At 55.5% G+C, this 20852-nt stretch carries 25 protein-coding genes; 13 read left to right on the top strand and 12 right to left on the bottom strand.

Features of this window, described 5'->3' with window-relative positions; all coding sequences use genetic code 11:
• The first annotated feature begins 2 nt into the window (after nt 1-2).
• Genes ACQE3E_RS21010 through trxC form a run of 3 tightly spaced genes read left to right on the top strand, consistent with a single transcriptional unit; the run spans nt 3 to nt 1714 of the window.
• Nucleotides 3-308: a chaperone modulator CbpM gene (locus ACQE3E_RS21010; RefSeq protein ID WP_064030760.1), complete on the top strand. Its 306-nt coding sequence runs from the start codon at nt 3-5 to the stop codon at nt 306-308.
• Between the two features lie 2 nt (nt 309-310).
• Nucleotides 311-1255 carry a zinc metalloprotease HtpX gene (locus ACQE3E_RS21005; protein ID WP_313730404.1) on the top strand — a complete coding sequence of 315 codons (945 nt, stop codon included), beginning with the start codon at nt 311-313 and terminating at the stop codon, nt 1253-1255.
• Between the two features lie 21 nt (nt 1256-1276).
• Nucleotides 1277-1714, top strand: a complete 438-nt coding sequence (gene trxC / locus ACQE3E_RS21000; RefSeq protein WP_313730405.1) for a thioredoxin TrxC — start codon at nt 1277-1279, stop codon at nt 1712-1714.
• Between the two features lie 111 nt (nt 1715-1825).
• Here the strand turns inward: trxC and ACQE3E_RS20995 are convergent, their stop codons facing one another.
• On the bottom strand, nt 1826-3184 hold the full coding sequence (locus ACQE3E_RS20995) for a UDP-N-acetylglucosamine-peptide N-acetylglucosaminyltransferase (protein WP_064030757.1): 1359 nt from the start codon (nt 3182-3184) through the stop codon (nt 1826-1828).
• Between the two features lie 124 nt (nt 3185-3308).
• Nucleotides 3309-3722 carry a hypothetical protein gene (locus ACQE3E_RS20990; RefSeq protein WP_313730406.1) on the bottom strand — a complete coding sequence of 138 codons (414 nt, stop codon included), beginning with the start codon at nt 3720-3722 and terminating at the stop codon, nt 3309-3311.
• A gap of 86 nt (nt 3723-3808) precedes the next feature.
• Between ACQE3E_RS20990 and cysD the strand changes: the two genes are divergently transcribed.
• The 8 genes from cysD to cysN all read left to right on the top strand — a co-directional run bounded on the left by cysD (nt 3809) and on the right by cysN (nt 9441).
• A complete protein-coding gene (gene cysD, locus ACQE3E_RS20985; RefSeq protein ID WP_313730407.1) occupies nt 3809-4717 on the top strand; it encodes a sulfate adenylyltransferase subunit CysD in 909 nt (302 codons plus the stop codon).
• Nucleotides 4668-5003, top strand: coding sequence for a type II toxin-antitoxin system HicA family toxin (locus ACQE3E_RS20980; protein ID WP_313730408.1), 336 nt, complete (start codon nt 4668-4670; stop codon nt 5001-5003). The genes cysD and ACQE3E_RS20980 overlap by 50 nt, the downstream gene beginning before the upstream one ends.
• Nucleotides 4990-5328, top strand: coding sequence for a type II toxin-antitoxin system HicB family antitoxin (locus tag ACQE3E_RS20975; RefSeq protein WP_313730409.1), 339 nt, complete (start codon nt 4990-4992; stop codon nt 5326-5328). Before ACQE3E_RS20980 ends, ACQE3E_RS20975 begins: the two co-directional genes overlap by 14 nt.
• Before the next feature lie 33 nt (nt 5329-5361).
• Nucleotides 5362-6438, top strand: a complete 1077-nt coding sequence (locus ACQE3E_RS20970; protein ID WP_313730410.1) for an AAA family ATPase — start codon at nt 5362-5364, stop codon at nt 6436-6438.
• A complete protein-coding gene (locus ACQE3E_RS20965) occupies nt 6435-6962 on the top strand; it encodes a hypothetical protein (protein ID WP_313730411.1) in 528 nt (175 codons plus the stop codon). Before ACQE3E_RS20970 ends, ACQE3E_RS20965 begins: the two co-directional genes overlap by 4 nt.
• Nucleotides 6963-7193: 231 nt before the next feature.
• Nucleotides 7194-7397, top strand: coding sequence for a DUF2281 domain-containing protein (locus tag ACQE3E_RS20960; RefSeq protein WP_313730412.1), 204 nt, complete (start codon nt 7194-7196; stop codon nt 7395-7397).
• Nucleotides 7398-7400: 3 nt separating this feature from the next.
• Nucleotides 7401-7778 carry a type II toxin-antitoxin system death-on-curing family toxin gene (locus tag ACQE3E_RS20955; RefSeq protein WP_313730413.1) on the top strand — a complete coding sequence of 126 codons (378 nt, stop codon included), beginning with the start codon at nt 7401-7403 and terminating at the stop codon, nt 7776-7778.
• A gap of 37 nt (nt 7779-7815) precedes the next feature.
• Nucleotides 7816-9441, top strand: coding sequence for a sulfate adenylyltransferase subunit CysN (cysN, locus tag ACQE3E_RS20950; protein ID WP_313730414.1), 1626 nt, complete (start codon nt 7816-7818; stop codon nt 9439-9441).
• Nucleotides 9442-9490: 49 nt separating this feature from the next.
• Here the strand turns inward: cysN and ACQE3E_RS20945 are convergent, their stop codons facing one another.
• From ACQE3E_RS20945 to ACQE3E_RS20900, 10 genes are all read right to left on the bottom strand, one after another.
• Nucleotides 9491-10090, bottom strand: coding sequence for a hypothetical protein (locus tag ACQE3E_RS20945; RefSeq protein WP_313730415.1), 600 nt, complete (start codon nt 10088-10090; stop codon nt 9491-9493).
• A 244-nt stretch (nt 10091-10334) separates the two neighbouring features.
• Nucleotides 10335-10778, bottom strand: coding sequence for a hypothetical protein (locus ACQE3E_RS20940; protein WP_313730416.1), 444 nt, complete (start codon nt 10776-10778; stop codon nt 10335-10337).
• Between the two features lie 63 nt (nt 10779-10841).
• Entirely contained in the window at nt 10842-12263 is a 1422-nt protein-coding gene (locus ACQE3E_RS20935) for a phosphomannomutase (RefSeq protein ID WP_313730417.1), read from the bottom strand.
• Between the two features lie 21 nt (nt 12264-12284).
• Nucleotides 12285-12890 carry an RloB family protein gene (locus ACQE3E_RS20930; protein ID WP_313730418.1) on the bottom strand — a complete coding sequence of 202 codons (606 nt, stop codon included), beginning with the start codon at nt 12888-12890 and terminating at the stop codon, nt 12285-12287.
• A gap of 1 nt (nt 12891) precedes the next feature.
• On the bottom strand, nt 12892-14133 hold the full coding sequence (locus tag ACQE3E_RS20925) for an AAA family ATPase (RefSeq protein WP_313730419.1): 1242 nt from the start codon (nt 14131-14133) through the stop codon (nt 12892-12894).
• A 116-nt stretch (nt 14134-14249) separates the two neighbouring features.
• Nucleotides 14250-14936 (bottom strand): helix-turn-helix transcriptional regulator, encoded by a 687-nt coding sequence (locus tag ACQE3E_RS20920; protein WP_313730420.1) that lies wholly within the window; start codon nt 14934-14936, stop codon nt 14250-14252.
• An 18-nt stretch (nt 14937-14954) separates the two neighbouring features.
• Complete coding sequence (locus tag ACQE3E_RS20915; protein ID WP_064030748.1) at nt 14955-15329, bottom strand: VOC family protein; 375 nt, start codon at nt 15327-15329, stop codon at nt 14955-14957.
• An 81-nt stretch (nt 15330-15410) separates the two neighbouring features.
• A complete protein-coding gene (locus ACQE3E_RS20910; RefSeq protein ID WP_427501022.1) occupies nt 15411-16886 on the bottom strand; it encodes a helicase HerA-like domain-containing protein in 1476 nt (491 codons plus the stop codon).
• 54 nt (nt 16887-16940) lie between these two features.
• Nucleotides 16941-17609 (bottom strand): TlpA family protein disulfide reductase, encoded by a 669-nt coding sequence (locus tag ACQE3E_RS20905; protein ID WP_427501021.1) that lies wholly within the window; start codon nt 17607-17609, stop codon nt 16941-16943.
• A gap of 7 nt (nt 17610-17616) precedes the next feature.
• Nucleotides 17617-18099: a YajQ family cyclic di-GMP-binding protein gene (locus ACQE3E_RS20900; protein WP_064030771.1), complete on the bottom strand. Its 483-nt coding sequence runs from the start codon at nt 18097-18099 to the stop codon at nt 17617-17619.
• Between the two features lie 171 nt (nt 18100-18270).
• Between ACQE3E_RS20900 and ACQE3E_RS20895 the strand changes: the two genes are divergently transcribed.
• Nucleotides 18271-18801, top strand: coding sequence for a hypothetical protein (locus ACQE3E_RS20895; protein ID WP_313730423.1), 531 nt, complete (start codon nt 18271-18273; stop codon nt 18799-18801).
• Nucleotides 18802-19162: 361 nt separating this feature from the next.
• The gene (locus tag ACQE3E_RS20890; RefSeq protein ID WP_281021567.1) at nt 19163-20812 is read left to right on the top strand and encodes a methyl-accepting chemotaxis protein; all 1650 of its coding nucleotides are present in this window, start codon (nt 19163-19165) and stop codon (nt 20810-20812) included.
• Nucleotides 20813-20852 lie beyond the last annotated feature (40 nt).

The following is a 20852-nucleotide window of genomic DNA, read 5'->3' as shown; positions in this document are numbered from 1 at the left end:
CTATGTCTCAAGCCCTGTCCCCACTCGATGCGGTTCTCGAAGAACACGGCCTGACCTTGCAACAACTAACTTCGCTTGGCGAAGTCGATCTGGAATGGGTCAGCCGGCATATTGCCGAAGGCCAACTCGCGCCGCAGCGGCATGGCGGCGAATGGCGGTTTTCCAGCGCGATGCTGCTACGGGTTCGGCGCATCGCCGCGCTGGAGCGCGATTTCGAGGCGGTTCCGGAACTGGCGGCGCTCGTGGCCGACATGCAGGAAGAAATCGACGGACTACGCCGCCGTTTGCGTCGAGCCGGTTTGGAGTGAGCATGCAAAACACCATCGTCCACAATCACCGCTGGGCCAATCGGCTGCAAACCGTTCTGTTGATCGCGGCATTGCTGGGCATTTGCGCGTTCGCCGGCCAATTGCTGCTCGGTGAAGACGGCATCTGGATGGCGTTGATCGCCGCCGGGTTGGGCTTGGTCATCACGCCGGCTGCCGCTTGGCGCCTGACCTTGAGTTTTTACCGGGCCCGGCCGATCTCGCCGCGCCAGGCGCCGGTGTTGTGGCAACTTTTGGAAACGCTGGCTGAACGCGCCGAATTGCCGACCGTGCCGCAACCCTACTACGTGCCCAGTCCGATCATCAACGCCTTCGCGGTTGGCAATCGGCAGCAGGCGGCGATCGCGCTCAGCGACGGTTTGCTGCAACGATTGTCTACCCGCGAGTTGGCCGGGGTGTTGGCCCACGAGATGGCGCATATCGCCAATAACGACCTGCGGGTGATGGGCTTGGCCGATGCGGTCAGCCGGATTACCGCGCTGTTCGCCAGCGCCGGCCAATTATTCTTGTTGCTGAGCCTGCCGGCCCTGTTTTTCGGCGACGTGGCGTTTACGGTCAATTGGCCGGGAGTGATATTGTTGTTGTTTTCGCCGCATCTGGCTGTGTTGATACAGTTGGGGTTGTCCAGAACCCGCGAATACGATGCCGACCTGCGGGCGGCGACGCTGACCGGCGATCCGCTGGGTTTGGCGCAAGCCTTGGCCCATATCGAGCAAGCCAGCCGGGGCTGGTTGTCGGTGCTGTTTCCGGGCTGGGGCAACCCGGAGCCGTCCTGGCTGCGCACCCATCCGCCGACCGATGAACGGATTCGCCGGTTGCAAGCCCTGGCGCCAGCCGCGCCGTGGCAAATTCACGCCCCGATATTCGCCTATCCGCTGCAACCGGTCGCGCGCCTGCCACGTTGGCGGATCGGCGGCCTTTGGCATTAAGCTTCATTTTTCGAGGACATCATGAGCGACGCTTTACATCTGGTTTGCCCGCACTGTTCGGCCGTCAACCGCGTTCCAACGGAACGTCTGAACCAACAGCCCAAGTGCGGCCAATGCCATCAAGCCTTGTTTACCGGCCATCCGTTGGAGTTGACCGAAGCCAATTTCCCCAAGTATCTGGGCCAAAGCCAAATTCCGTTGCTGGTGGACTTTTGGGCCGCCTGGTGCGGGCCGTGCAAGATGATGGCGCCGGCTTTCGCCCAAGCCGCCCAAATGCTGGAGCCGGCGGTGCTCTTGGGTAAGGTGGACACCGACCGTCACCGCTATCTAAGCGAGGATTTCGGCATTCGTAGCATTCCGACGCTGATTTTGTTCAAGAATGGTCGAGAAATTGCGCGCGAAGCCGGCGCGATGTCGCTACAGGACATCCTGCGCTGGACGAGAAGTCATTTGGTTTGACGGTTGGCGCCGCTGGTCGGGCTGGCTTCGGCTACGCTCAGCCTACGCGGGTAGTCGAACATCCGGCTCGAGGAACACACCGGCATTGCTTGCCGGTCTAAGTCCAGCGCATCAATGGCTTTCGATCGTGATCGGTTGCAGGCCGTCCTGATGACGCCGCCACATGGCTTGAAACAGCGCCTCCAGATGCAGCGTATAGGCTAGCGTATCGAATAGCGGGGTGTTCAGGCGATTGGCGGCCAGCTTGCGGTTGACGTCGGCCAACTGCTCGGGACAGTTGGCTAGATCGTGAGCCAGCGTGTAATAGGTATCCAGATCGGTCGCGATCAACTCGTCCAAGCCTATCGCCCGCAACAGACTGCCGGCTACCCGTGATGGGAAAGTGTCGCCGGCGCAGGTAATCATCGGCACGCCGACCCACAGTGCGTCGCTGGCGGTGGTGTGGGCGTTGTAGGGCGCGGTATCCAACACCAAATCCGCCAGGCCCAAGCGTCCCAGATGCTCGATTTGCGGTAGCTCGTCGGCGAAGATGAGTCGGTCGGGCACAATGCCGCGCTGGTAGGCTTCGTTTCTGAGCCGGCCCTTGGCGGAGGCGTTTTTCAACAACCACAGTACGCTGCCCGGCGTGTTGTAGAGCAGCCGGCACCAGACGTCGAAAATTTCCGGCATGATCTTGTAAGCCTGATTGAAGCAGCAAAACACAAAGCCGTGTTCCGGCAGGCCCTGCTCGACGCGGCTGGATAGCTTGCCGATTTCGGCGTGCCGACCGTGCGGCTGGTAGCTGTCCGGCAGGTAGGCGAAGGCCTCGCTGTAGTCGGCGGCGCTGCCGGGCGGCGTCAGGTAGGGATCGGTGACGATGTAATCGCAAAAATCGCCGCCCAGCGTACTGGGGTAACCCAGGTAATTGACCTGAATCGGGGCCGGCCGGTAGGTGAGGATTTCGGTGCGGGTGCCGCGGGTATAGCCCTTTAAATCGATCAGAATGTCGATTTGGTCGGCATGAATGGCTTTGGCGCTATCGGCGATCGATAACTCGCTCAAATCGACGAAACGGTCGAAGCAACGCAGCAGGCGTTGGCGCATGTCGCCGCCGTCGTCGGCGCCGTAGGAGTAGGCGTAGATTTCGAACCGGTCCTTGTCGTGGGCTTCCAGCATTTCCACCAACAAATACGCAGTGGCGTGATCGTGGAAATCGCAGGATAAATAGCCCAGCCGAATTTTCGGTCTGGCCGGGCCGACGAATTGGAACGCCAAGTCGTCCCGCTCGGCTTGACTGGCGGCGAGCCGGGCCAGCAACCACAAATCGGCGCATTGTCGCTGTTCGGCGGCACTGATGCCGGGTAAGGACAACAAATGGAAAGGCGAAATCCGGCTGCTTTCATTGGCGGCCAAACTGGCCCGTACCTTGTTCCGCCATTCGTCCAGACGCTCCCATTCGCATAATTTGCGGCTGCGGTCGTAGTGTTTCATCGGGGTTCCACTCCATCGTTGGCGCAAACCGCCAGGGAAGGCCCGACGTCTAGTCCGGGGGCATGGCGCCATCGTACCCCACTTTAGCCGGAATACCGAGGAAATCCGGCGCTTGCGGCGGCGATCAGTTCATTAAGGATTTCAGCGGTATCGCGAAGCGTTGCCGAACCACGTCGCCGATTCGGCCGCTGTAAGCGCTCAGATACAAATCCCGGCCGCAGACGTGCGGCAAGGCCGAACAACGACCGGTGATCGCGAAGTGCCGACCGACCAGCCGGAAGGTCAACGGTACGCAATCGGCGCGCAGAATGGGGCCGGCCACGCTTAGATCGATACGCCGGTCGAATGAATCGTAAGCCAAGCTATCGGTCACCAATGTTAGTTCCGCCAGAAGAATGCGGTCGTCGTCGCCGATACAGCCGTAAATCGTGCAGCGGCAGGTTTGCAAATCCGCTAGTAAGGCTTCGGCCAGCCGCGCGGTGGTCGGCCGACCGGGGAGTTGCTCCAGAAGGGTTTCCAAGCCGTGGTAGTGTCTCATAAGCTTTGTCGATGGCGTCGCTAGGGGTTTGTCCGTAAAATACCCGCCGACACCTGACTTCTATTGGCCCCGCGCCCCGAGATTTGATGACTGATTATAAACTGACCCATCTCAAACAGCTCGAAGCTGAAAGTATCCACATCATCCGCGAAGTGGCCGCCGAATTCGAAAAACCGGTGATGCTGTATTCGATAGGCAAGGATTCCGCCGTGATGCTGCACTTGACCCGCAAGGCCTTCTTCCCCGGCAAGCCGCCGTTTCCGCTGTTGCACGTGGATACCACCTGGAAATTCCGGGAAATGATCGAGTTTCGTAACGACATGGCGAAAGATCTGGGCTGGGATTTGATCGTACATATCAACGAAGAAGGTGTTGCCCAAGGCATCGGCCCGTTCACCCATGGCAGTAAAAAACATACCGACGTGATGAAAACCGACGGCTTGAAACAAGCCTTGAACAAATACCAGTTCGACGCGGCCTTCGGCGGCGCCCGCCGCGACGAGGAAAAATCCCGCGCCAAGGAACGGGTGTATTCGTTCCGCGATAAAAATCACCGCTGGGACCCGAAAAACCAACGCCCCGAACTCTGGAACATTTACAACGGCAAAGTCGATAAAGGCGAGTCCATCCGCGTCTTCCCACTATCCAACTGGACCGAACTGGACATTTGGCAATACATCCATTTAGAGAACATCCCCATCGTACCTTTGTATTTTGCCAAAGAGCGCCCGGTCGTCGAAAAAGACGGCATGCTGATCATGGTCGACGACGAGCGCATGCCGATCGGCCCGGAAGACAAAGTCGAAATGAAGATGGTGCGCTTCCGCACGCTAGGTTGTTACCCCTTGACCGGCGCCGTCGAGTCGACCGCCACCACACTGCCGGAAATCATCCAGGAAATGCTGCTGACCACGACTTCCGAGCGCCAAGGCCGTTTGATCGACCATGATCAAGCGGGGTCGATGGAGCAGAAGAAGCGGGAAGGTTATTTTTAGAACCGGATCAGCATTGCGACTGTTTTTTAGTTGCCATAGAATAAAGCGGCATGAGCAAAAGCAAAAGCTGATTGAGAAATTCAAATCTGATTCCGAATTCACTTGGCAGGAATTGGAAAGAATGATGCTGCTACTGGGCTTTGAAAAACAGGAAGGCGACGGGTCGCGGGTTAAATTCTACAAACCGGAATTAACCATCAGCATCCACAAACCCCATCCCGACAAATCGATCAAGCACTATGTTCGAAAAGAAATTTTAGCGAGGTTAAAAGATGAATTGCTTTAGCTACAAGGGCTATCAAGGCTCGGTTGAAACCAGCATTCAGGATAAATGCCTCTACGGCAAATTGCTTAACATTACCGATCTAATTCTCTACGAAGGCAACACCGTAGATGAACTGGAGCAAAATTTTAAAGCCTCGGTAGACGATTATCTGGAGCACTGCAAACAGCAAAATAAACCGCCTAAAAAACCGTTCAAAGGCTCCTTCAATGTCAGAATCGGTCAGGAACTTCACGAAAAAGCCAGCAAAAGAGCCGGCGAAATCGGCAAGTCCCTGAATGAGTATATAAAGGATATTGTGCAGAAAGACACCGAATCGCATGCCTAATAATAGTTTTTATCAAAATGACTAAAACCACTGATGATTAACAGCGTCCAGCTAAAAAACTTTGGCCCTCTCACCGAAATTGATTGGCAAGACTTAGGCCCGATCAATTTGGTGATCGGCAATAACGGCTGCGGGAAATCGTTTTTGTTGAAGGCGATATATAGCGCTGTGCGGACATTAGAGGATTATAAACGAGGAGATAATCCCGAAGATGCTTCGGATATTTTATTCAATAAATTGTATTGGACTTTTCAGACAGAAAAAATAGGCGACCTTGTTTCGAAGCAAAGCGACGCATCCCTATATTTTGGCTTAATGATCGACAAGCTAGCATTTAATTATTCGTTTGGAAAAGACACGTCTAAAGCAATTAATTCAGTAGAAAACAATGTTACGCCCCGTGAAAGCAACTCTATATTTTTGCCCGCCAAAGAAGTTATATCGATACATCAAATTATTTTAGAGACAAGGGAGCGCGGCAAGCGTTTTGGATTCGATGATACTTACTTTGATCTAGCAAAAGCTTTAACAATTACTGAACTTGAAGGATTTATAAACAATTTTGAAAAAACAGGCGTGACTATTAGTGAGCATCAAAGCCCTGCAAAAGGATATGGTTCGAAAGAATTCGAGGAGTCACGCAATAAATTAGAACTCTTGCTCGATGGTAAAATTGAATACGACAAAACCTCAAGTCGCTGGTATTTCAAAAAAGGCAGGCAACGATTCTCTATAGGCATAACTGCGGAAGGTATAAAAAAAATTGCCATTCTTGATACATTACTGGGTAATGGGCAATTAGATAAAGACTCTATTGTCTTTATTGATGAACCTGAGTCAAATTTACACCCAAAAGCAATTTCTGATTTTTTAGATATTATTGCTTTACTTGCTCAACAAGGTCTCCAGTTTTTCCTAGCCAGCCATTCTTATGCTGTGGTCAAAAAACTATACTTAATCGCCCAGCAACAGCAAGTTTCCATTTCTGTTCTATCGAAAGAAGGCGATGATTGGGTGCAATCGGATTTATTGGACGATTTCCCCGACAATCCGATTATTGATGAGTCAATCCGGCTTTATGAGCAAGAAGTGGAATTGGCTTTCAAATGATTAGCACGCCAAGAAATGATTTTGAAAAAATGTTTGGCCCGTACTCAGACGGAAGTTGTTTTGAAATTGAGGCCTGTCAAACGTTACTAAGAATCAATAAAAAAGCCAAGAAGAATGAAGGTGTAAAAATTGCAGAATTTTTACTTCTTTCCGAAAACTCAATAAATCAAACCGTGCAAGTTATAGAAGCTAAAATTGATCCTCCAATCGATGAAAAGCTTGTCAGTGATGTGACAGAGAAATTTGTCAACAGCTTGGCTCTATTTATATCCATCCATGTTGGCCGGAACAGAGAGACCCTATTGCCAACTAAGTTTAGTGAGTTAAAACTTGCTGCCATTGAGTTTAGATTCATTTTGGCTATTCAGAAGATTGAACTATCATGGATACAGTCTTTGCAAGAAAAGCTTAAACATAAAATGCAAAAAACAATGAATATTTGGAATATAGACATTAATTCAGTAATTGTTGTTGATTTAGAGGGCGCGAAAAAGTATGGGTTGATTAATACTACCAAACTGTAACGCTATAACTGAATTATAAATAAACTTTGAATTTTCGGAACTCCCCATGTCCCACTAATCAGACCTCATCAGCACCTATCTGGCGCAACACGAACGCAAGGAATTACTGCGGTTATTAACCCGCAGCAATGTCGACGACGGCAAGAGCACTCTTGCATAATGAATGATGCTCGGCAAAAGTATCAGTTCGCCGGCTGATATAAGCTAGCAAAATTTTGGCAGGTTCTAACCATGCAATTACACGAAGAAATCCAGCAACACATCGTGAATCTTGAACCCGGCCTGCAAGCCGAGGTACTCGATTTCGTGCTGTTCCTGGAAGAAAAACAAAAGAAGCGACAGCCAGATCAGACAGTAAACGAAGAAGAAGCCCTGCGAATTCATCAACAATTGATGGACCGCTACACCGACACCTTCGCCAAACTGGCTCAATAGTGAATGGCCGAGTTGTTTTTCATCTCGAAATCACTGGCATTGCAGATACATAGTCTGCAGATAGCGCGCTTCGGCGGCACTTTAGGCATCCGAGACCTAGCGCTTTTGGAGTCGGTACTCGGTGCGGTCCGGCAAACTTGGGATTACAGCGGCGATGTTTCTTACACTGCCGCCCAATATTGCTATTCGCCAGCCAATAACCATCCGTTTCTGAACGGCAACAAACGGGTAGCAGCCGCCTGTATGTTGGTGTTTCTGGTCGCTAACCAAAAACAACCAACAATGGATAACGCCCGGCTTTACGAATGGGTCATTAATACTGTAGCCCGGCAACTCAGTCGCGAAGACTTGGCCGACTTTTTAAAACAGCATGTCGCTTAACACAACTTTCGAACAAATTTAGGCATTCAGGAAACCCATGTCTCACCAATCAGACCTCATCGCCACTGACATCAACGCCTACTTGGCGCAACATGAACGTAAGGAATTGCTGCGGTTTTTGACCTGCGGCAACGTCGACGACGGCAAAAGCACCTTGATCGGCCGTTTGTTGCACGACTCGAAAATGATCTATGAAGACCAGTTGGCCGCCGTGCAGGCCGACAGCGTCAAATCCGGCACCACCGGCGCCGGCAAGATCGACTTGGCCTTGCTGGTCGACGGTCTGCAAGCCGAGCGCGAGCAAGGCATTACGATCGACGTGGCCTACCGTTATTTCTCGACCTCGACCCGCAAATTCATCATCGCCGACACCCCAGGCCACGAGCAGTACACTCGCAACATGGCTACCGGCGCCTCGACCTGCGATTTGGCGGTGATTTTGATCGACGCCCGCTACGGCGTGCAAACCCAGACCAAGCGGCACAGCTTCATCGCTTCGCTATTGGGCATCAAGCACATCATCGTCGCGGTCAACAAAATGGACTTGGTCGGCTATAGTCAGGAAACTTTTGAAAAGATTCGCGACGATTACATGGCCTTCGTCAAAACCCTGGATCTGCACGACATTCATTTCATTCCGATGTCGGCGCTGGACGGCGATAACGTGGTCAACCCCAGCGCCAACATGCCCTGGTTTACCGGCTTGCCAATGATGGAGTTGCTGAATAGCATCGAAATCGCCAGCGACCACAATTTCGCCGACGCGCGCTTTCCGGTGCAATACGTCAACCGTCCAAACCTGGATTTTCGCGGCTTTTGCGGCACCGTCGCGTCCGGCCTGTTTCGGCAAGGCGACCCGATTACCGTGTTGCCGTCCGGCAAGACCAGCACGATTAAATCCATCGTCACCTTCGACGGCGACTTGCCGCAAGCTTTCGCCGGGATGGCCGTGACCTTGACCCTGAACGACGAAATCGACATCAGCCGCGGCGACGTGGTGCTCGGCGGACAGCAAACCGCGCCTAGCGTCGCCGACAAATTCAAGGCCAACATCGTCTGGATGACCGAACAAGCCATGCTGCCCGGCCGTCAATACGTGATCAAACTGGCGACCCGCGGCGTGTCCGGTTCGGTGGCGACGATACACCACCGCATCGACGTCAACACGCTGGAACATCACGACGCCGACGAATTGAAGCTGAACGAAATCGGCCTGTGCACGGTAGCCGTTAATGCGCCGGTGGTCTTCGAACCTTACAAGCGTAATAAAACCACCGGTTCGTTCATTGTCATAGACCGCTTGACCAACGTCACGGTCGGCGCCGGTATGATTGTCGGCGAAGCGAATGATGAGGATTGGACGCCGGTTAGCGCCGAGGAACGCGCCAGCCGTTTCGGCCAATCCGCCAACATCGTCGCTTTAATTGGTGCCGACGCTAAAACCATGGCTTATCATTTGGAGCGTCGCTTGTTCGATACCGGCCACGCCGCAACGGTGTTGGAACACGGCGACGCATATCTGGCCGCGGCGATCAAGCATGCCGGCCTAATCTGCCTGTGTGCGGGCTTGGCTGCCGAGCATGCGGATTTGGCCTTCGATGCCGACCGGCAAACCATCGACGAAATCTACGACGCATTGAAGAATCGTAGCGTGGTTCACTAAGCCGCGCGGCTGTTCCCATGCGTCGCATGGGAACGCGAAAGGCCGTTTGTTATGCGCCGCGAATTGGCTGACCGGAATTTGACCTCAGCAGCGTCAACCCGCTTAAAAACAGTAAAAACGAAGCTGGGAGCGGAATATTGGTCGGTGTGATTGGGGAGCCGGTTATTTGAAAGCGAACTTCAGGATAGAGTTGGGTAATCTTGATGGAGTCTATCGCCCGCTCCGGTGATAGGTTTACATTGCCGCCCACCGGGACATAGATTGGCGTGAATATCGTGATCGAGGGCGCAAGCCTTGCCGTCAAATCTATATCGTTTCTCGCGGAGATGTTCCAGCCGGCCGATGACCTGGCGCCCGTCAGCGTCACGGTAGTCAAATCGATACTTCCGCCCGTGAGAATGGTCGCGGCCGGCGCGGGATTGATTTCTACGGGCGCTGCTTGACTTAGATCAGTCTTAGTCAACTGATAAGGAAAGATTACCCTGGTAAAGACGCTGGTCAACGAGGTACTGGGGCCGAGGTTGATCGCTCGACTGCTTGAGGACCGCAGGTCCAAGCGTTGAACGTCTTCCACTTCGGACGTTGCCGACGCATAGGCGGTGGACGTCGACAAAACCAAGAGTCCCACGAATAAGCCGTTCAAGCGCATAACTATCTCCTTAGTCTAGTAATTCAGATAAGTGTGCCTGGCGATTGTGTCAGAACGATGACCGATGCCGCGATCGATCAAGTCCGCACATTCTTTGTTGCTCTTGGCTGCGCTCGGCGCGCGAGTTTCGGCGGGGATTTATGCCTCGGGTAGGGGGCTGTGTGGCGAGCGGCGCGGTCGATCCAACACAAAAAAGCCCCGGTGGTTAAGCACCGAGGCTACGCGTAGCCGAGGCGTTGGCCGGTTATTGCAACAAATCCAACGCCTTCTCGGCCGCTTTTTGCTTGGCCTTGGCTTTGCCGGCCTTGATCGCTTGTTCGGCGTTTGGCGCTTGCTCTACCTGGCTTTTCAATTGTTTAACGGCTTGTTTTTTCTCTTTCAAGAGTTGCGCGCCTTGTTTCAATTCTTCCGGCGTGGCTTGCTCGATTTTTTGTTTGACCGCTTGTTTGGCGGCGTCTTCGGCTTGCTGTTTCGCGGCGGCCGGGGCGTTTTCGACGCCGGCTTTGACCGCTTTCGCACTATCGACCGCCGCGCCGGCCGCCTCGACGCCCTTGACCGCGTCGGGCGCGACGGCGTTCGCGCTGTTTTGGACCGCCTGCTTGCCGACCGCTTCCAACAAGCCGGTGTCGGCCACGGCGGCTGAAGAAGCCAATACGAAGGAACTCAATACAACGATGCTGGTTTTCATGGATTTATCCTGGTCGTTCATTATTAGGAGCTTGCAGATTAGCCGTCCCAACTTAACCGACGATTAACGTCCGGCAATGCGGCGCAAGGTTTCCGTGACCAACTGGCCCGCCCGGTCCACCGAGTCGGATTCGGCATAGCAGCGTAATTCCGGGGCATTGCCGGACGGCCGCAGGTGGACGATGTCGCCGCTGGCGAAGGTCAGCCGCAGGCCATCGGTAGTATCGCTATCGACCGGCGCGCCCAGGCTATCGCCCCATAGGCTGCGATAGGCGCTGGCGTCGGCCTGCAAGCGATCCAGCAAGGCGCGACTGTTGGCGGTCGGGAATTCCTGAATCCGGTCGCTGGCGGTGAAGCGTTGCGGCAAGCCTTGTAGCAAGCCGGACAGCTTGACGCCTTGGCCGCGCGCCATTGCCAGCAACGCCAACGCGGGCAACAGCGAATCCCGAGTCGGCAGGGCCGCCAGGGGCTTGCCGTTTACCGATAAACCGTTGCCGGCCAAAAAGCCGCCGTTGGCCTCGAAACCCGCCACGCCGCCCGTCGCGACCTGCTCCATGCCGGCGATTACGTAGGGCGAACCGATTCGGGTTCTAATCACCTGCTTGAACCAGCCAGACGCTTCGATCGCGGTATTGCAACTGACCGGCGTGACGACGGTATCGGCGCCCAAAAATTTCGCGCACAGCAGGCCGACGATGTCGCCGCGCAGCCACTCGCCGGTCTCGTCCCCGATCAGCGGCCGGTCGCCGTCGCCGTCGGTCGAAATGACCGCGTCCAACTGGTATTGTGCCGCCCAGTCGCGGCCGCGCTGGCGATCCGCCTCGCCGACCGCTTCGGTATCGATAGGCACGAAGGTGTCGGTGCGCTCCAATCCGACGACTTCGGCGCCCAATTCGGCCAAGACTTCCTTCAACACGTCGCGGGCCGCGCTGGAATGCTCGTAAACGCCGACTCGCCAGCCGACCAACAAATTGTTGGCGAACAAACGGGTATAGCGCTGCTGAAATTGCGCCAGCGCGGCCGGATTGACGGCCGGCAATTCAGCGTCCACCACTACGACTTCCACGGTCGCGCCGGTCATCGCCGTCTCATCGGCTTTGCTGATTTCACCGTCGGCCCGGTAGAACTTGATGCCATTACGGTCGAACGGAATGTGGCTGCCGGTGACCATGATGGCCGGCAAGCCTTGCGCCAGCGCATACAAAGCCAGCGCCGGCGTTGGCAATACCCCGCAAAAATCCACTTCGCAGCCAGCTTGGCGAATGCCGGCCACGCACGCTTGGGCGATTGCCGGGCTGGACGGCCTTAAATCCATGCCCAGCGCGATTTTTTGGCCGGGCTTGGTCAGCTGCAAGCCGTGGATAAACGCCAGCGTATACGCGGCGCAGACTTCGCCGCTCATTTGGCTAACCAAGCCGCGCGCGCCGCTGGTGCCGAACGCCACGCCGCTGTCGGCCATCATTTGTTGGATGTTGATTGTTGTCATGGGATATTGAGATAGGTTGAATTAACGGATTTTTTGCGGTTGAGATAATTCTTCAAAATACGCCAGCAACTCATGCAAACGAGTACTCGGATTCATCTCGCCGCTGTCGATTGCTTCGGTTAAGACTTTTGGCGCTAAACGTCTGGCTTCAGGAAGGCGGTTTTCCAGGCTCCGGAAGATATTTCGTTCATTGCCTTTATCGTAGTCCGCGAATTCAGGATAAGCGCGTAAGTCCTTGAGCAAAGAGTCAGGCGAATGCGGCTTTCGGCTATATCCGAAATGCAGCAACAACCAAAACTCGAAACAGGGATAGGAAACCACCACATCAATCTTAGGCTGGCTTTTCGCTGCGTCCAAAGCATTTTCGAAGTTGGCATGGGCATCGCGGTCTATCGTGCAGAACACCCTGTCGAATTTGCCTTTTCTGCCAATCGCTTCGTTGACGATACTCGTCGGATCGGTTTTGCCGCAGTGACGGATTTCGACTTGCACCTTTATCCGAAAATACCCACAGGCATCTTCCAAATAGCGCTTACCGGATTTGCTGTCTTCACAAATCACCAATACCGTCGGTTGCGGTTTGAAACGCGGCTTGGCTCGATTAAACGACGCGGCGTTGCGAGCCATCTTAACTCCGGCGGATTATCGGCAAAGCACGGTAGCGGCCTTCGTAATAGCGTTTTTCCAAATCCTCGCCTTCCCGGCCCTCGAAATCGTGGATGGAACGGAGTTGAGTTGCACCGTTGGCGTCGCGCTCTGTTAGCCAGAATTGGTCGCGGCGTAATAGCTTCGTGTCCATTAAATGGGTGTCGTGGGTGGTGAAGATCAACTGGGAGAGCAAGTCAGATTCCAAGTGTTTGGCCACCAAGGATCTAACAATTTCTGGATGCAGACTACTGTCAAATTCATCGATCACTAAAGCAGTGCTATCGCTGATTTCACCATAGCTACTATGAACTTTCCATGGCAACCAAAACCCGATTAAATTTTTGGTACCGTCTGATTCGTCATTGAAATCGAACTCAACTTCCCCGAGTGCGGTTTCATGAACTAAAACCATTTTGCTTTCTAGCTCAGGCTTTGACAATGAACCTAATAACACAGGGGTAGCTTCCTTCCGATCAAAACGAATTTTAGTCACCGGCACATCCACATTTTGCAAAAATGAGGAAATTTCTTTTGCTAAAATCGGATGCTCTTCAGCCAGTTTCTGACTACTGCTTGCCCATGTTTCCATACTACCCGAAACAACCAAAAGCCCCCTTTTTAACCAATGGAACGGCTGCCTCAATTGACCCAATTGCTCGCTGCTGTTGGCGACTGCCTGTGCGATGAACAAAACTTGAGGCCCTGTCAAGTTTTGCCAAATCTGATGCAACTCATTCCCCCCTTCCAAAGCTTCCCCAAAGGAGAACGCATCACCAGAAGAATGATGCAATCGCTCATATAACAAAATCTCTTTTCCAGCCAGAAACACATGCAATCGTTCTTCAACAATCCTTTCACACGTTAAACCTAACTCAAACTGATAGCGCTGTCCTGCACACACAAAATTCAGTTCGAATCGGCTGGGTTTGTCGCTGAGCTCTGGGTCAAAACGAAATGGACTCACCGGAAGCGATACGGATTGCGCAGTCGGTTGCTTATTGGCTATTTGGCTCACCAACCTAAAAGCTTTAACCAAGTTGCTCTTGCCAGAGGCATTGGGGCCATAAATCGCCGCAACTTTCAGTAAATCCGGCAGTTTTTCGCCCTTGACGGCAGGTTTGAACACATTTTCACGCTTCCGCAATCTAGGCGCAGCAACCATCGAAAAGGTCTGCTTCTCGCGGAAGGATCGAAAGTTAGTGACGGAAAATTCAATTAACATGCAGAAAACTCGCAACTAGACGGCGTTATTTGCTGAGTAATATAGCCACTTGTCAATTTATCTGCAGAAAAACTGCACTCAGCCTCAACTGCTTATGCGGGTTTGATTGGTAAGTGTCACTGCGGCTGGCTATGCATCCGGCGGATGAAATCCTGCAAGGTTTGGCCGGGGTCTTCGCTGAAGGTCTCCTCAAGTACCCGCGCTAGCTCGATGCGGTCCAAGCGAAAGTTGCGGAAGTCGCCGCGCAGTTCGCACCAGCCGACCAGGGTCCAGACGTTGCCCCAAAAATACAAGCCCAGCGGCCGAATCCGGCGTTGACTGAATTCGCCGTCGCCGCGCCGGTAATCGATCTGTAATACGTGTTTCTCGTCCAAGGCCTTGCGGCAAATGTCCAAGGTCACATCCAAATCGTCGCGCCGCGAGAAGCGTAGCGCGAACAGTTTTGAGCGATCCAGGCGGTCGCGCAATTCGGCCGGCACGACCGCCGCGACCTTGTCCAGCACCGACTGCGCGGAGCGGCCCAGTTCGGTGCCGCCCCAAGTCTTGACCATCCTGGCGCCGACCACCAGCGCCTCCAGTTCGGCGGCGCTGAACATGATCGGCGGAATATCCAGGCCGTGCCGTAACGCGTAGCCGACGCCGGCTTCGCCTTCGATCGGAATGCCGGACAGGCTGAGCACCTGGATGTCGCGGTAAATCGTGCGCTCCGAGACTTCCAGCCGCTCGGCCAGCGCCTTGGCGGTCACCAAACGTCGGTTGCGCAGAATCTGGACGATCTGAAATAGGCGGTCCGCTCGGCGCATGTGCGGTCGATGGCCTCGCTAAGCCGGCGAATACAAGCCGACCCGGTTGCCTTCGCTGTCGATGAACAGCGCGAAGTAACCGCAGTCGCCGTCGTGAATCGGCGTTTTCGGCACCAGCACCCGGCCGCCGCCGGCTTCGACCTTCGCCAGCGGCTCGTTTAAATCGGCGCCGCCGTTGAAATACACCACCGCGCCGGTCTCGGAGGGTTGATAGCACTCGCCCTGCACCAACATGCCGCTGACCGCGCCTTCCTCGGCTTCGAAAATCGCCAAGTTCATGTCATTCATCTCTTCCAGCTTGAACGTCGAATTCAACACGTGACGGTAAAAGTCCTGGGCGCGGCCAAGATCGGCGGCGGGTAGTTCGAACCAAGTAGCTAGATTGTTGTTCATGATGCTCTCCTCGTTGCAGTTAAAAGAGCGGTCATGCTAAACCAGCGCTACTGACAGCGTGGTGTCAGCAGTGTTTTAGCGCTAGCGCCGACCGCCGAGCAACGAGCCCAGTACGCCGCGGATGATTTGGCGGCCAAGTTCCTGGCCGATGCTGCGCGCGGCGCTTTTCGCGGCGGCTTCCAGGACGCTTTGGCCGCCGCGCCGCCGCGATCCGGATTGGCCGCCGCCCGGCAGCACTTGGCCCCAATCGAATCCGCCGCCGGACGTCGAGGCTTCTGCCTTTCCGGCCCGTTGTTTCAAGATTTCGTAGGCCGATTCGCGATCGATCTGTTTTTCGTAATGGCCGGCGATGATCGATGCGGCCAGCGTCTCGCGCCGCTCGGCGTCGCTGACCGGGCCGATTCGCGAGCGCGGCGGCTTTATCAAGGCGCGTTCGACCGGCAGCGGCGTCCCCTGTTCGTCCAACAACGACACCAAGGCTTCGCCGACGCCCAGCTCGCCGATCGCGGCGGCCACGTCCAGTCCGGGATTGGCGCGAAAGGTTTCGGCGGCGGCCCTGACGGCTTTTTGATCGCGGGGCGTAAAGGCGCGTAACGCGTGCTGCATGCGATTGCCGAGCTGGCCGAGAACGATGTCCGGAATATCTTGGGGATTTTGGCTGACGAAATACACGCCGACGCCCTTGGAACGAATCAAGCGCACGACGTGTTCGATTTTCTGCAACAAGGCCGCCGGGGCGTCGTTGAATAACAGGTGAGCCTCGTCGAAGAAAAATACCAATTTGGGCTGGTCCAAGTCGCCGGCTTCCGGCAGGTTTTCGAACAATTCCGACAACAGCCACAGCAGCAGCGTCGCGTAAACGCGCGGCGATTGGTACAAGGTTTCGGCGGCTAGGATGTTGATCACCCCTCGCGAGCCGTCGGTTTGCAGCAGATCGTTGAAATCCAGGGCCGGCTCGCCGAACAAGTGTTCGCCGCCCTCGTGCTCCAGTTGCAGCAAGCCGCGTTGAATCGCGCCGACGCTGGCCGCCGAGAGTTTGCCGTAGTCGTCGGCCAGTTCGGCGCCGTGCTCGGCAACGTACTGCAGCATCGCCTTCAGGTCTTTCAGATCCAGCAACAGCCAGCCCTGGTCGTCGGCGATCTTGAACGCGGCGGTCAATACGCCGCTCTGCACGTCGTTCAGGTTCAACATCCGCGCCAGCAGCAGTGGCCCCATGTCCGAGATCGTGGCGCGCAGCGGATGGCCCTTCATGCCGAACACGTCCCAGAACAGCACCGGCGCCGCGGCCGGCCGGCTATCCTGGATAGCCAGGTCCGCCAAGCGGGTTTCCACCTTGGGATTGCCGCCGCCGGCCCGGCTCAGGCCGGCCAGATCGCCCTTGACGTCGGCCACGAATACCGGCACGCCGATTTCCGAAAAGGCCTCGGCCAGCGTTTGCAGCGTGATGGTTTTGCCGGTACCGGTGGCTCCGGCAATCAGACCGTGGCGATTGGCCATCGCCGGTAGCAGGTTCAATTCGGCGGTGCCGGCTTTGGCGATCAGCAAGGGTGTGGTCATGGCGAGTCCTGGAGAAAAAAGGTCGGATCAGCCCGGAGGCTGACCCGAGAAGGTTTACAGCAACGCGATTAAGTCCGCTTCCAGCGTCTCGTAGGCGCCGAAGCGGCTGGCGACCAGATGGCCGTTCCGGTCGATGAGCAGGTAGGATGGCGTGCCTTGTAACTGGTAACGCTCGAAGCTTTCCGGCCGGAAGGGTTGCCTGGAAAAATAGTCGCGCAAATGGGCGCGCAGTGCGTGCTGCTCGGCGGGCGCCCGCGCCTGAAAATCGTCGATCCGTTGTTCGATGAAGCGCTCGACTTCGGCGGCTGTCCCGTCCGTTTCGCGCGGCGTCAAATGGTCCATCGCTACCGGAAAACTCAAGCGATAAGGCCAGGTGCCGCGCTCCAGCAAGCCGTATTGGCTCAACAGTTTTTCGGTTTCGCCGATGACCCGGCCTTCTTCCAACAACAGGCGCAGATTGGCGACGGTATTTTTTTCGAAATCCTCGAAGGCGGTCGCTAGGCCCAACACCGTCAAGCCTTGTTCCCGGTAACGCCGATGCAGGCCTTCGACGCGCGGCAGACAGTGCAAAAAACAGCCGGGGCAATTGACTTGAAATACCGCGACCAGCACGACGCGGTCGACCAGATCGCTTAGCGAGGTGGGATCGCCTTGCAGCCAGGCGTCGACCGCCAGAGGCGGTGCGGTTAGGCCGATGCGGGCTTCGTTGATCGCGGTGTCCAAACCGGCTTCAATCGCGAAAATTGTTGAATTGCAACGGCTGTTCCAAGTCCTCGGCGCGCAGCATCTGAATCACTTCCTGCAAATCGTCGCGTTTCTTGCCGGTAACCCGCACCTTGTCGCCGTTAATCGCCGCCTGCACTTTCATCTTCTTGTCCTTGATCAATTTGACGATTTTTTTCGCCGCGTCGCTGCCGATACCCTGCTTCAACGTAATGGTTTGAGTCGCGGTCTTGCCGGTGTCGGTGATTTTGCCGCTTTCCAGCGCGGAAATGTCGATGCCGCGCTTGCCCATCTTGGCGTATAAAATCGGCAACATTTGTTGCAATTGAAACGTCGATTCGGCCTTCATCTGAATGCCGTCGTCGGATTGTTCGAAATTGGCGTTGGAGCCCTTGAAATCGAAGCGGGTCGAGACTTCCTTGTTGGCTTGGTCCACGGCATTGGTCACTTCGTGGGCGTCGAGTTCTGAAACGATGTCGAAAGATGGCATGGCGTTGATTTGCAAGTATAAAAGTCGCGCCACTATAACGGCGTCGCGACCATTATTCAACTGTGGCGGGTGTCGCGGCGGACTTGTCCGCCGGCGGAGAAGCCGTTATCTTGTGGCTAAGCCGGCCATTCGTCGAACGGAGCCGGCGCATTGCAACGGGGGAAAACCACTATGAGAGCTATTGTTTACCTAAGCGGCCCAATCCTGGCCGGCATCCTGCTGGCCGGTTGCGGCCAGGAGCAAGCCCAAACCGCCATCGCGGCGAACGCGCCGCTCAAAACCTTTCCGCGGGCCACGACATTGCGCGGCACGGTCAGCGACAATACCGGGCCGGTTAAGGCCGGTACGGTTACGCTGTCGACCGAGGCCGGCAAGGTGCTGACCAGCCTTGAATTGCAAGACAGCCAGCGTTACGAAATCGACGCGCCGGCCGGAACGCCGCTACCGGTATTACTGACCTACGCCCCGCCACCCGGAAAATCCGGCGACACGATGACCAGCGTGGTGATTTATCCGGAAATCAGCAAATACGACATCAACCCAACCACGACCGCGATCGCCAAGAGCGCGAAGGCGATGGGCGGATACAACCACAACAATCTGGTACGCGCCGCCGAAAATACCGCTCACGTTCCGGACGCCAACAAAACTACCGCCGGTTTTCGCGGCGATCCCACCACGCAGTACGGCGGCTGGCACTAGCCGGAGCCGCTTTCGGTATTACCGTTCGACCGGCCAAAATCCGGTCGATTTTAGCTCTTGATTCAGCGCGATATCGCCGTATTTTCCAGTCGTCGCGATACCTGAGCGGCAAGCTTGGAAATTAAGCGCCCGTTTTTGCAAAACGCTCTACACTAAAATCTTGATCGGCTAAGTTGCAATACTAGCGATGCGTCATGCAGTCAACTCTGATGAACCGCGCCAATTGTTCTAGCTGGGTTACAGCTTGACGCAACTGCAAATAACGCGGCGGATTGCCGGCCCGCTTGTAACAAAACTGTCATAAACACCGTTTAATATTCCGGCGATCCGACGTCGGCAATTCTCACAGGAGTATAGGCTTATGGCTAATCTAACGATTAAAGCTCGACTCTACGTCATCCTGGCCGCGGCAGTCAGCGGATTTATGCTTCTGGGGCTGGGAAGCCTGTATCAGATCGAACAAATCCACGGCAAGGTTAAGGAAGACTACAGCAGTTTCGAAAGCGGCATGCATACGCTGGTGCTGATTCAGAGCGCTAACATCGCGTTCAAGACCCAGGTGCAGGAATGGAAAAACATCTTGCTGCGCGGTAACGATGCGGCCAATTTCGAAAAATATTCCCAGGGTTTTTCCGCTTCGGAAAGCTTGGTCGGCACCAAACTGACTCAGGCATTGGAGGCGCTACGCGCGGTGGGGTCGCCGTTTGCGCGCGATATCGAAAATCTGCTGAGCGAGCATCGGGAGATGGGCAAGAAATACCGATCGGCCTTGGCGCAATTCGATCAGGCCGACCCGGAAGCCGGCAAGAAAACCGATGCGCTGGTCAAGGGCATGGATAGAAGCACCACCGACAGCATTAACAAGTTGGTGGAAGCGTTCGAAACCGGCCAGCATGATCGCCTGAACCGGCAAATCCAAAGCTCTCAAGACGAGTTTCGGCAAATCCGCAATACTCAGTTGGCGATCTTCGCCGCGCTGTTGGTGATCTGCGGCAGCCTGGTATTGTTCACCGCGCTGCATATCGCGCGGCAGGTCGCGGACTTTCAGCAAGTCATCTCCGGCATTAGCGCCAATCGCAATCTGACCTTGCGGATGCCGGCCGCCGGCGACGACGAAATATCGGCGATCGGCAAAAGCTTCAACGACTTGTTGCAGGTTTGGCAGAATGCGATCGGCCAAATAAAGCGTAGCGCCGATTCGGTCGCCAGCTATGCGCGCGACATGACGGCGTCGGTTGCCGAGTTGTCTTACAGCGTCGGCGCGCAGAAAGCGGCGACCACGGAAATGGCCGCCGCTATCGAAGAAATGACCGCCAGCATTGCGCATATTTCCGATTCGTCGCAAAACGCCAACACCATTTCCAGCACCTCGTCCCGCCAATCCGCCGACGGGAGCTCGGTGATCGAAAAAACCGTCTCGGCGATGCAAAACACCTCGAACGGCGTGATGGAAACCGCCAAAGTCGTGGAGCGGGTCGGCCAGCAATCCCAAGAAATCTCCGGCATCGTTCAAACCATCAAGGATGTCGCCGATCAGACCAATCTGCTGGCACTCAATGCCGCGATCGAAGCGGCCCGTGCCGGCGAGCAAGGCCGCGGTTTCGCGGTGGTCGCCGACGAGGTCCGCACGCTGGCCGAAAAAACCACCCGGATGACTGAAAACATCACGCAGTTGGTCGATCGCATCCAGGCCAGCGCGCAGGATGCCGTCGTCAATATCGGTAAGGTGGTGCAGGGCGTCGATCAAAACGTCGCGTTGGCCCATCAGGCGGGCGAGGCCATAGGCGGCATTCGCGAAGGCAGCATCCGCGTCGTGGACGCCACCAACACGATCGCGACGGCGTTGGCCGAACAGTCGGTGGTTAGCGAGAGCATCGCCAGCAAAGTGGCCGCCATCGAACTGATGAGTAACAAAAACAACGATTCGCTGGCGCGCCTGAAAGACGCGGCCGGCCGGATGGATACGCTGGCCGGCGATATGCGCGCGATGGCATCGCAGTTCAAAGCCTAGTCATCCGTCGGAACGCTAAACCGTACATATTCCTCTTGGG

Source organism: Methylomonas sp. MED-D, from assembly GCF_050276835.1.
In the GTDB taxonomy this organism is placed as follows: domain Bacteria; phylum Pseudomonadota; class Gammaproteobacteria; order Methylococcales; family Methylomonadaceae; genus Methylomonas; species Methylomonas koyamae_A.
The sequence above is the reverse complement of the archived record's forward strand: the minus strand, read 5'-3'. Positions and strand labels throughout refer to the sequence as shown.

Excerpts from the sequence above, each read along its gene's own strand:
- ACQE3E_RS20995 (WP_064030757.1), bottom strand. The coding sequence starts at position 3,184 with ATGAAACACTACGACCGCAGCCGCAAATTATGCGAATGGGAGCGTCTG.
- cysN (WP_313730414.1), top strand. The coding sequence starts at position 7,816 with ATGTCTCACCAATCAGACCTCATCGCCACTGACATCAACGCCTACTTG.
- cysD (WP_313730407.1), top strand. The coding sequence starts at position 3,809 with ATGACTGATTATAAACTGACCCATCTCAAACAGCTCGAAGCTGAAAGT.
- ACQE3E_RS21010 (WP_064030760.1), top strand. The coding sequence starts at position 3 with ATGTCTCAAGCCCTGTCCCCACTCGATGCGGTTCTCGAAGAACACGGC.
- ACQE3E_RS20990 (WP_313730406.1), bottom strand. The coding sequence starts at position 3,722 with ATGAGACACTACCACGGCTTGGAAACCCTTCTGGAGCAACTCCCCGGT.
- ACQE3E_RS20930 (WP_313730418.1), bottom strand. The coding sequence starts at position 12,890 with ATGGCTCGCAACGCCGCGTCGTTTAATCGAGCCAAGCCGCGTTTCAAA.
- ACQE3E_RS20925 (WP_313730419.1), bottom strand. The coding sequence starts at position 14,133 with ATGTTAATTGAATTTTCCGTCACTAACTTTCGATCCTTCCGCGAGAAG.
- ACQE3E_RS20955 (WP_313730413.1), top strand. The coding sequence starts at position 7,401 with ATGGCCGAGTTGTTTTTCATCTCGAAATCACTGGCATTGCAGATACAT.
- ACQE3E_RS20915 (WP_064030748.1), bottom strand. The coding sequence starts at position 15,329 with ATGAACAACAATCTAGCTACTTGGTTCGAACTACCCGCCGCCGATCTT.
- ACQE3E_RS21005 (WP_313730404.1), top strand. The coding sequence starts at position 311 with ATGCAAAACACCATCGTCCACAATCACCGCTGGGCCAATCGGCTGCAA.
- ACQE3E_RS20920 (WP_313730420.1), bottom strand. The coding sequence starts at position 14,936 with ATGCGCCGAGCGGACCGCCTATTTCAGATCGTCCAGATTCTGCGCAAC.
- ACQE3E_RS20970 (WP_313730410.1), top strand. The coding sequence starts at position 5,362 with ATGATTAACAGCGTCCAGCTAAAAAACTTTGGCCCTCTCACCGAAATT.
- ACQE3E_RS20965 (WP_313730411.1), top strand. The coding sequence starts at position 6,435 with ATGATTAGCACGCCAAGAAATGATTTTGAAAAAATGTTTGGCCCGTAC.
- ACQE3E_RS20910 (WP_427501022.1), bottom strand. The coding sequence starts at position 16,886 with ATGACCACACCCTTGCTGATCGCCAAAGCCGGCACCGCCGAATTGAAC.
- ACQE3E_RS20980 (WP_313730408.1), top strand. The coding sequence starts at position 4,668 with ATGATCAAGCGGGGTCGATGGAGCAGAAGAAGCGGGAAGGTTATTTTT.
- ACQE3E_RS20900 (WP_064030771.1), bottom strand. The coding sequence starts at position 18,099 with ATGCCATCTTTCGACATCGTTTCAGAACTCGACGCCCACGAAGTGACC.
- ACQE3E_RS20890 (WP_281021567.1), top strand. The coding sequence starts at position 19,163 with ATGGCTAATCTAACGATTAAAGCTCGACTCTACGTCATCCTGGCCGCG.
- ACQE3E_RS20940 (WP_313730416.1), bottom strand. The coding sequence starts at position 10,778 with ATGAAAACCAGCATCGTTGTATTGAGTTCCTTCGTATTGGCTTCTTCA.
- ACQE3E_RS20960 (WP_313730412.1), top strand. The coding sequence starts at position 7,194 with ATGCAATTACACGAAGAAATCCAGCAACACATCGTGAATCTTGAACCC.
- ACQE3E_RS20975 (WP_313730409.1), top strand. The coding sequence starts at position 4,990 with ATGAATTGCTTTAGCTACAAGGGCTATCAAGGCTCGGTTGAAACCAGC.
- ACQE3E_RS20935 (WP_313730417.1), bottom strand. The coding sequence starts at position 12,263 with ATGACAACAATCAACATCCAACAAATGATGGCCGACAGCGGCGTGGCG.
- ACQE3E_RS20895 (WP_313730423.1), top strand. The coding sequence starts at position 18,271 with ATGAGAGCTATTGTTTACCTAAGCGGCCCAATCCTGGCCGGCATCCTG.
- ACQE3E_RS20945 (WP_313730415.1), bottom strand. The coding sequence starts at position 10,090 with ATGCGCTTGAACGGCTTATTCGTGGGACTCTTGGTTTTGTCGACGTCC.
- trxC (WP_313730405.1), top strand. The coding sequence starts at position 1,277 with ATGAGCGACGCTTTACATCTGGTTTGCCCGCACTGTTCGGCCGTCAAC.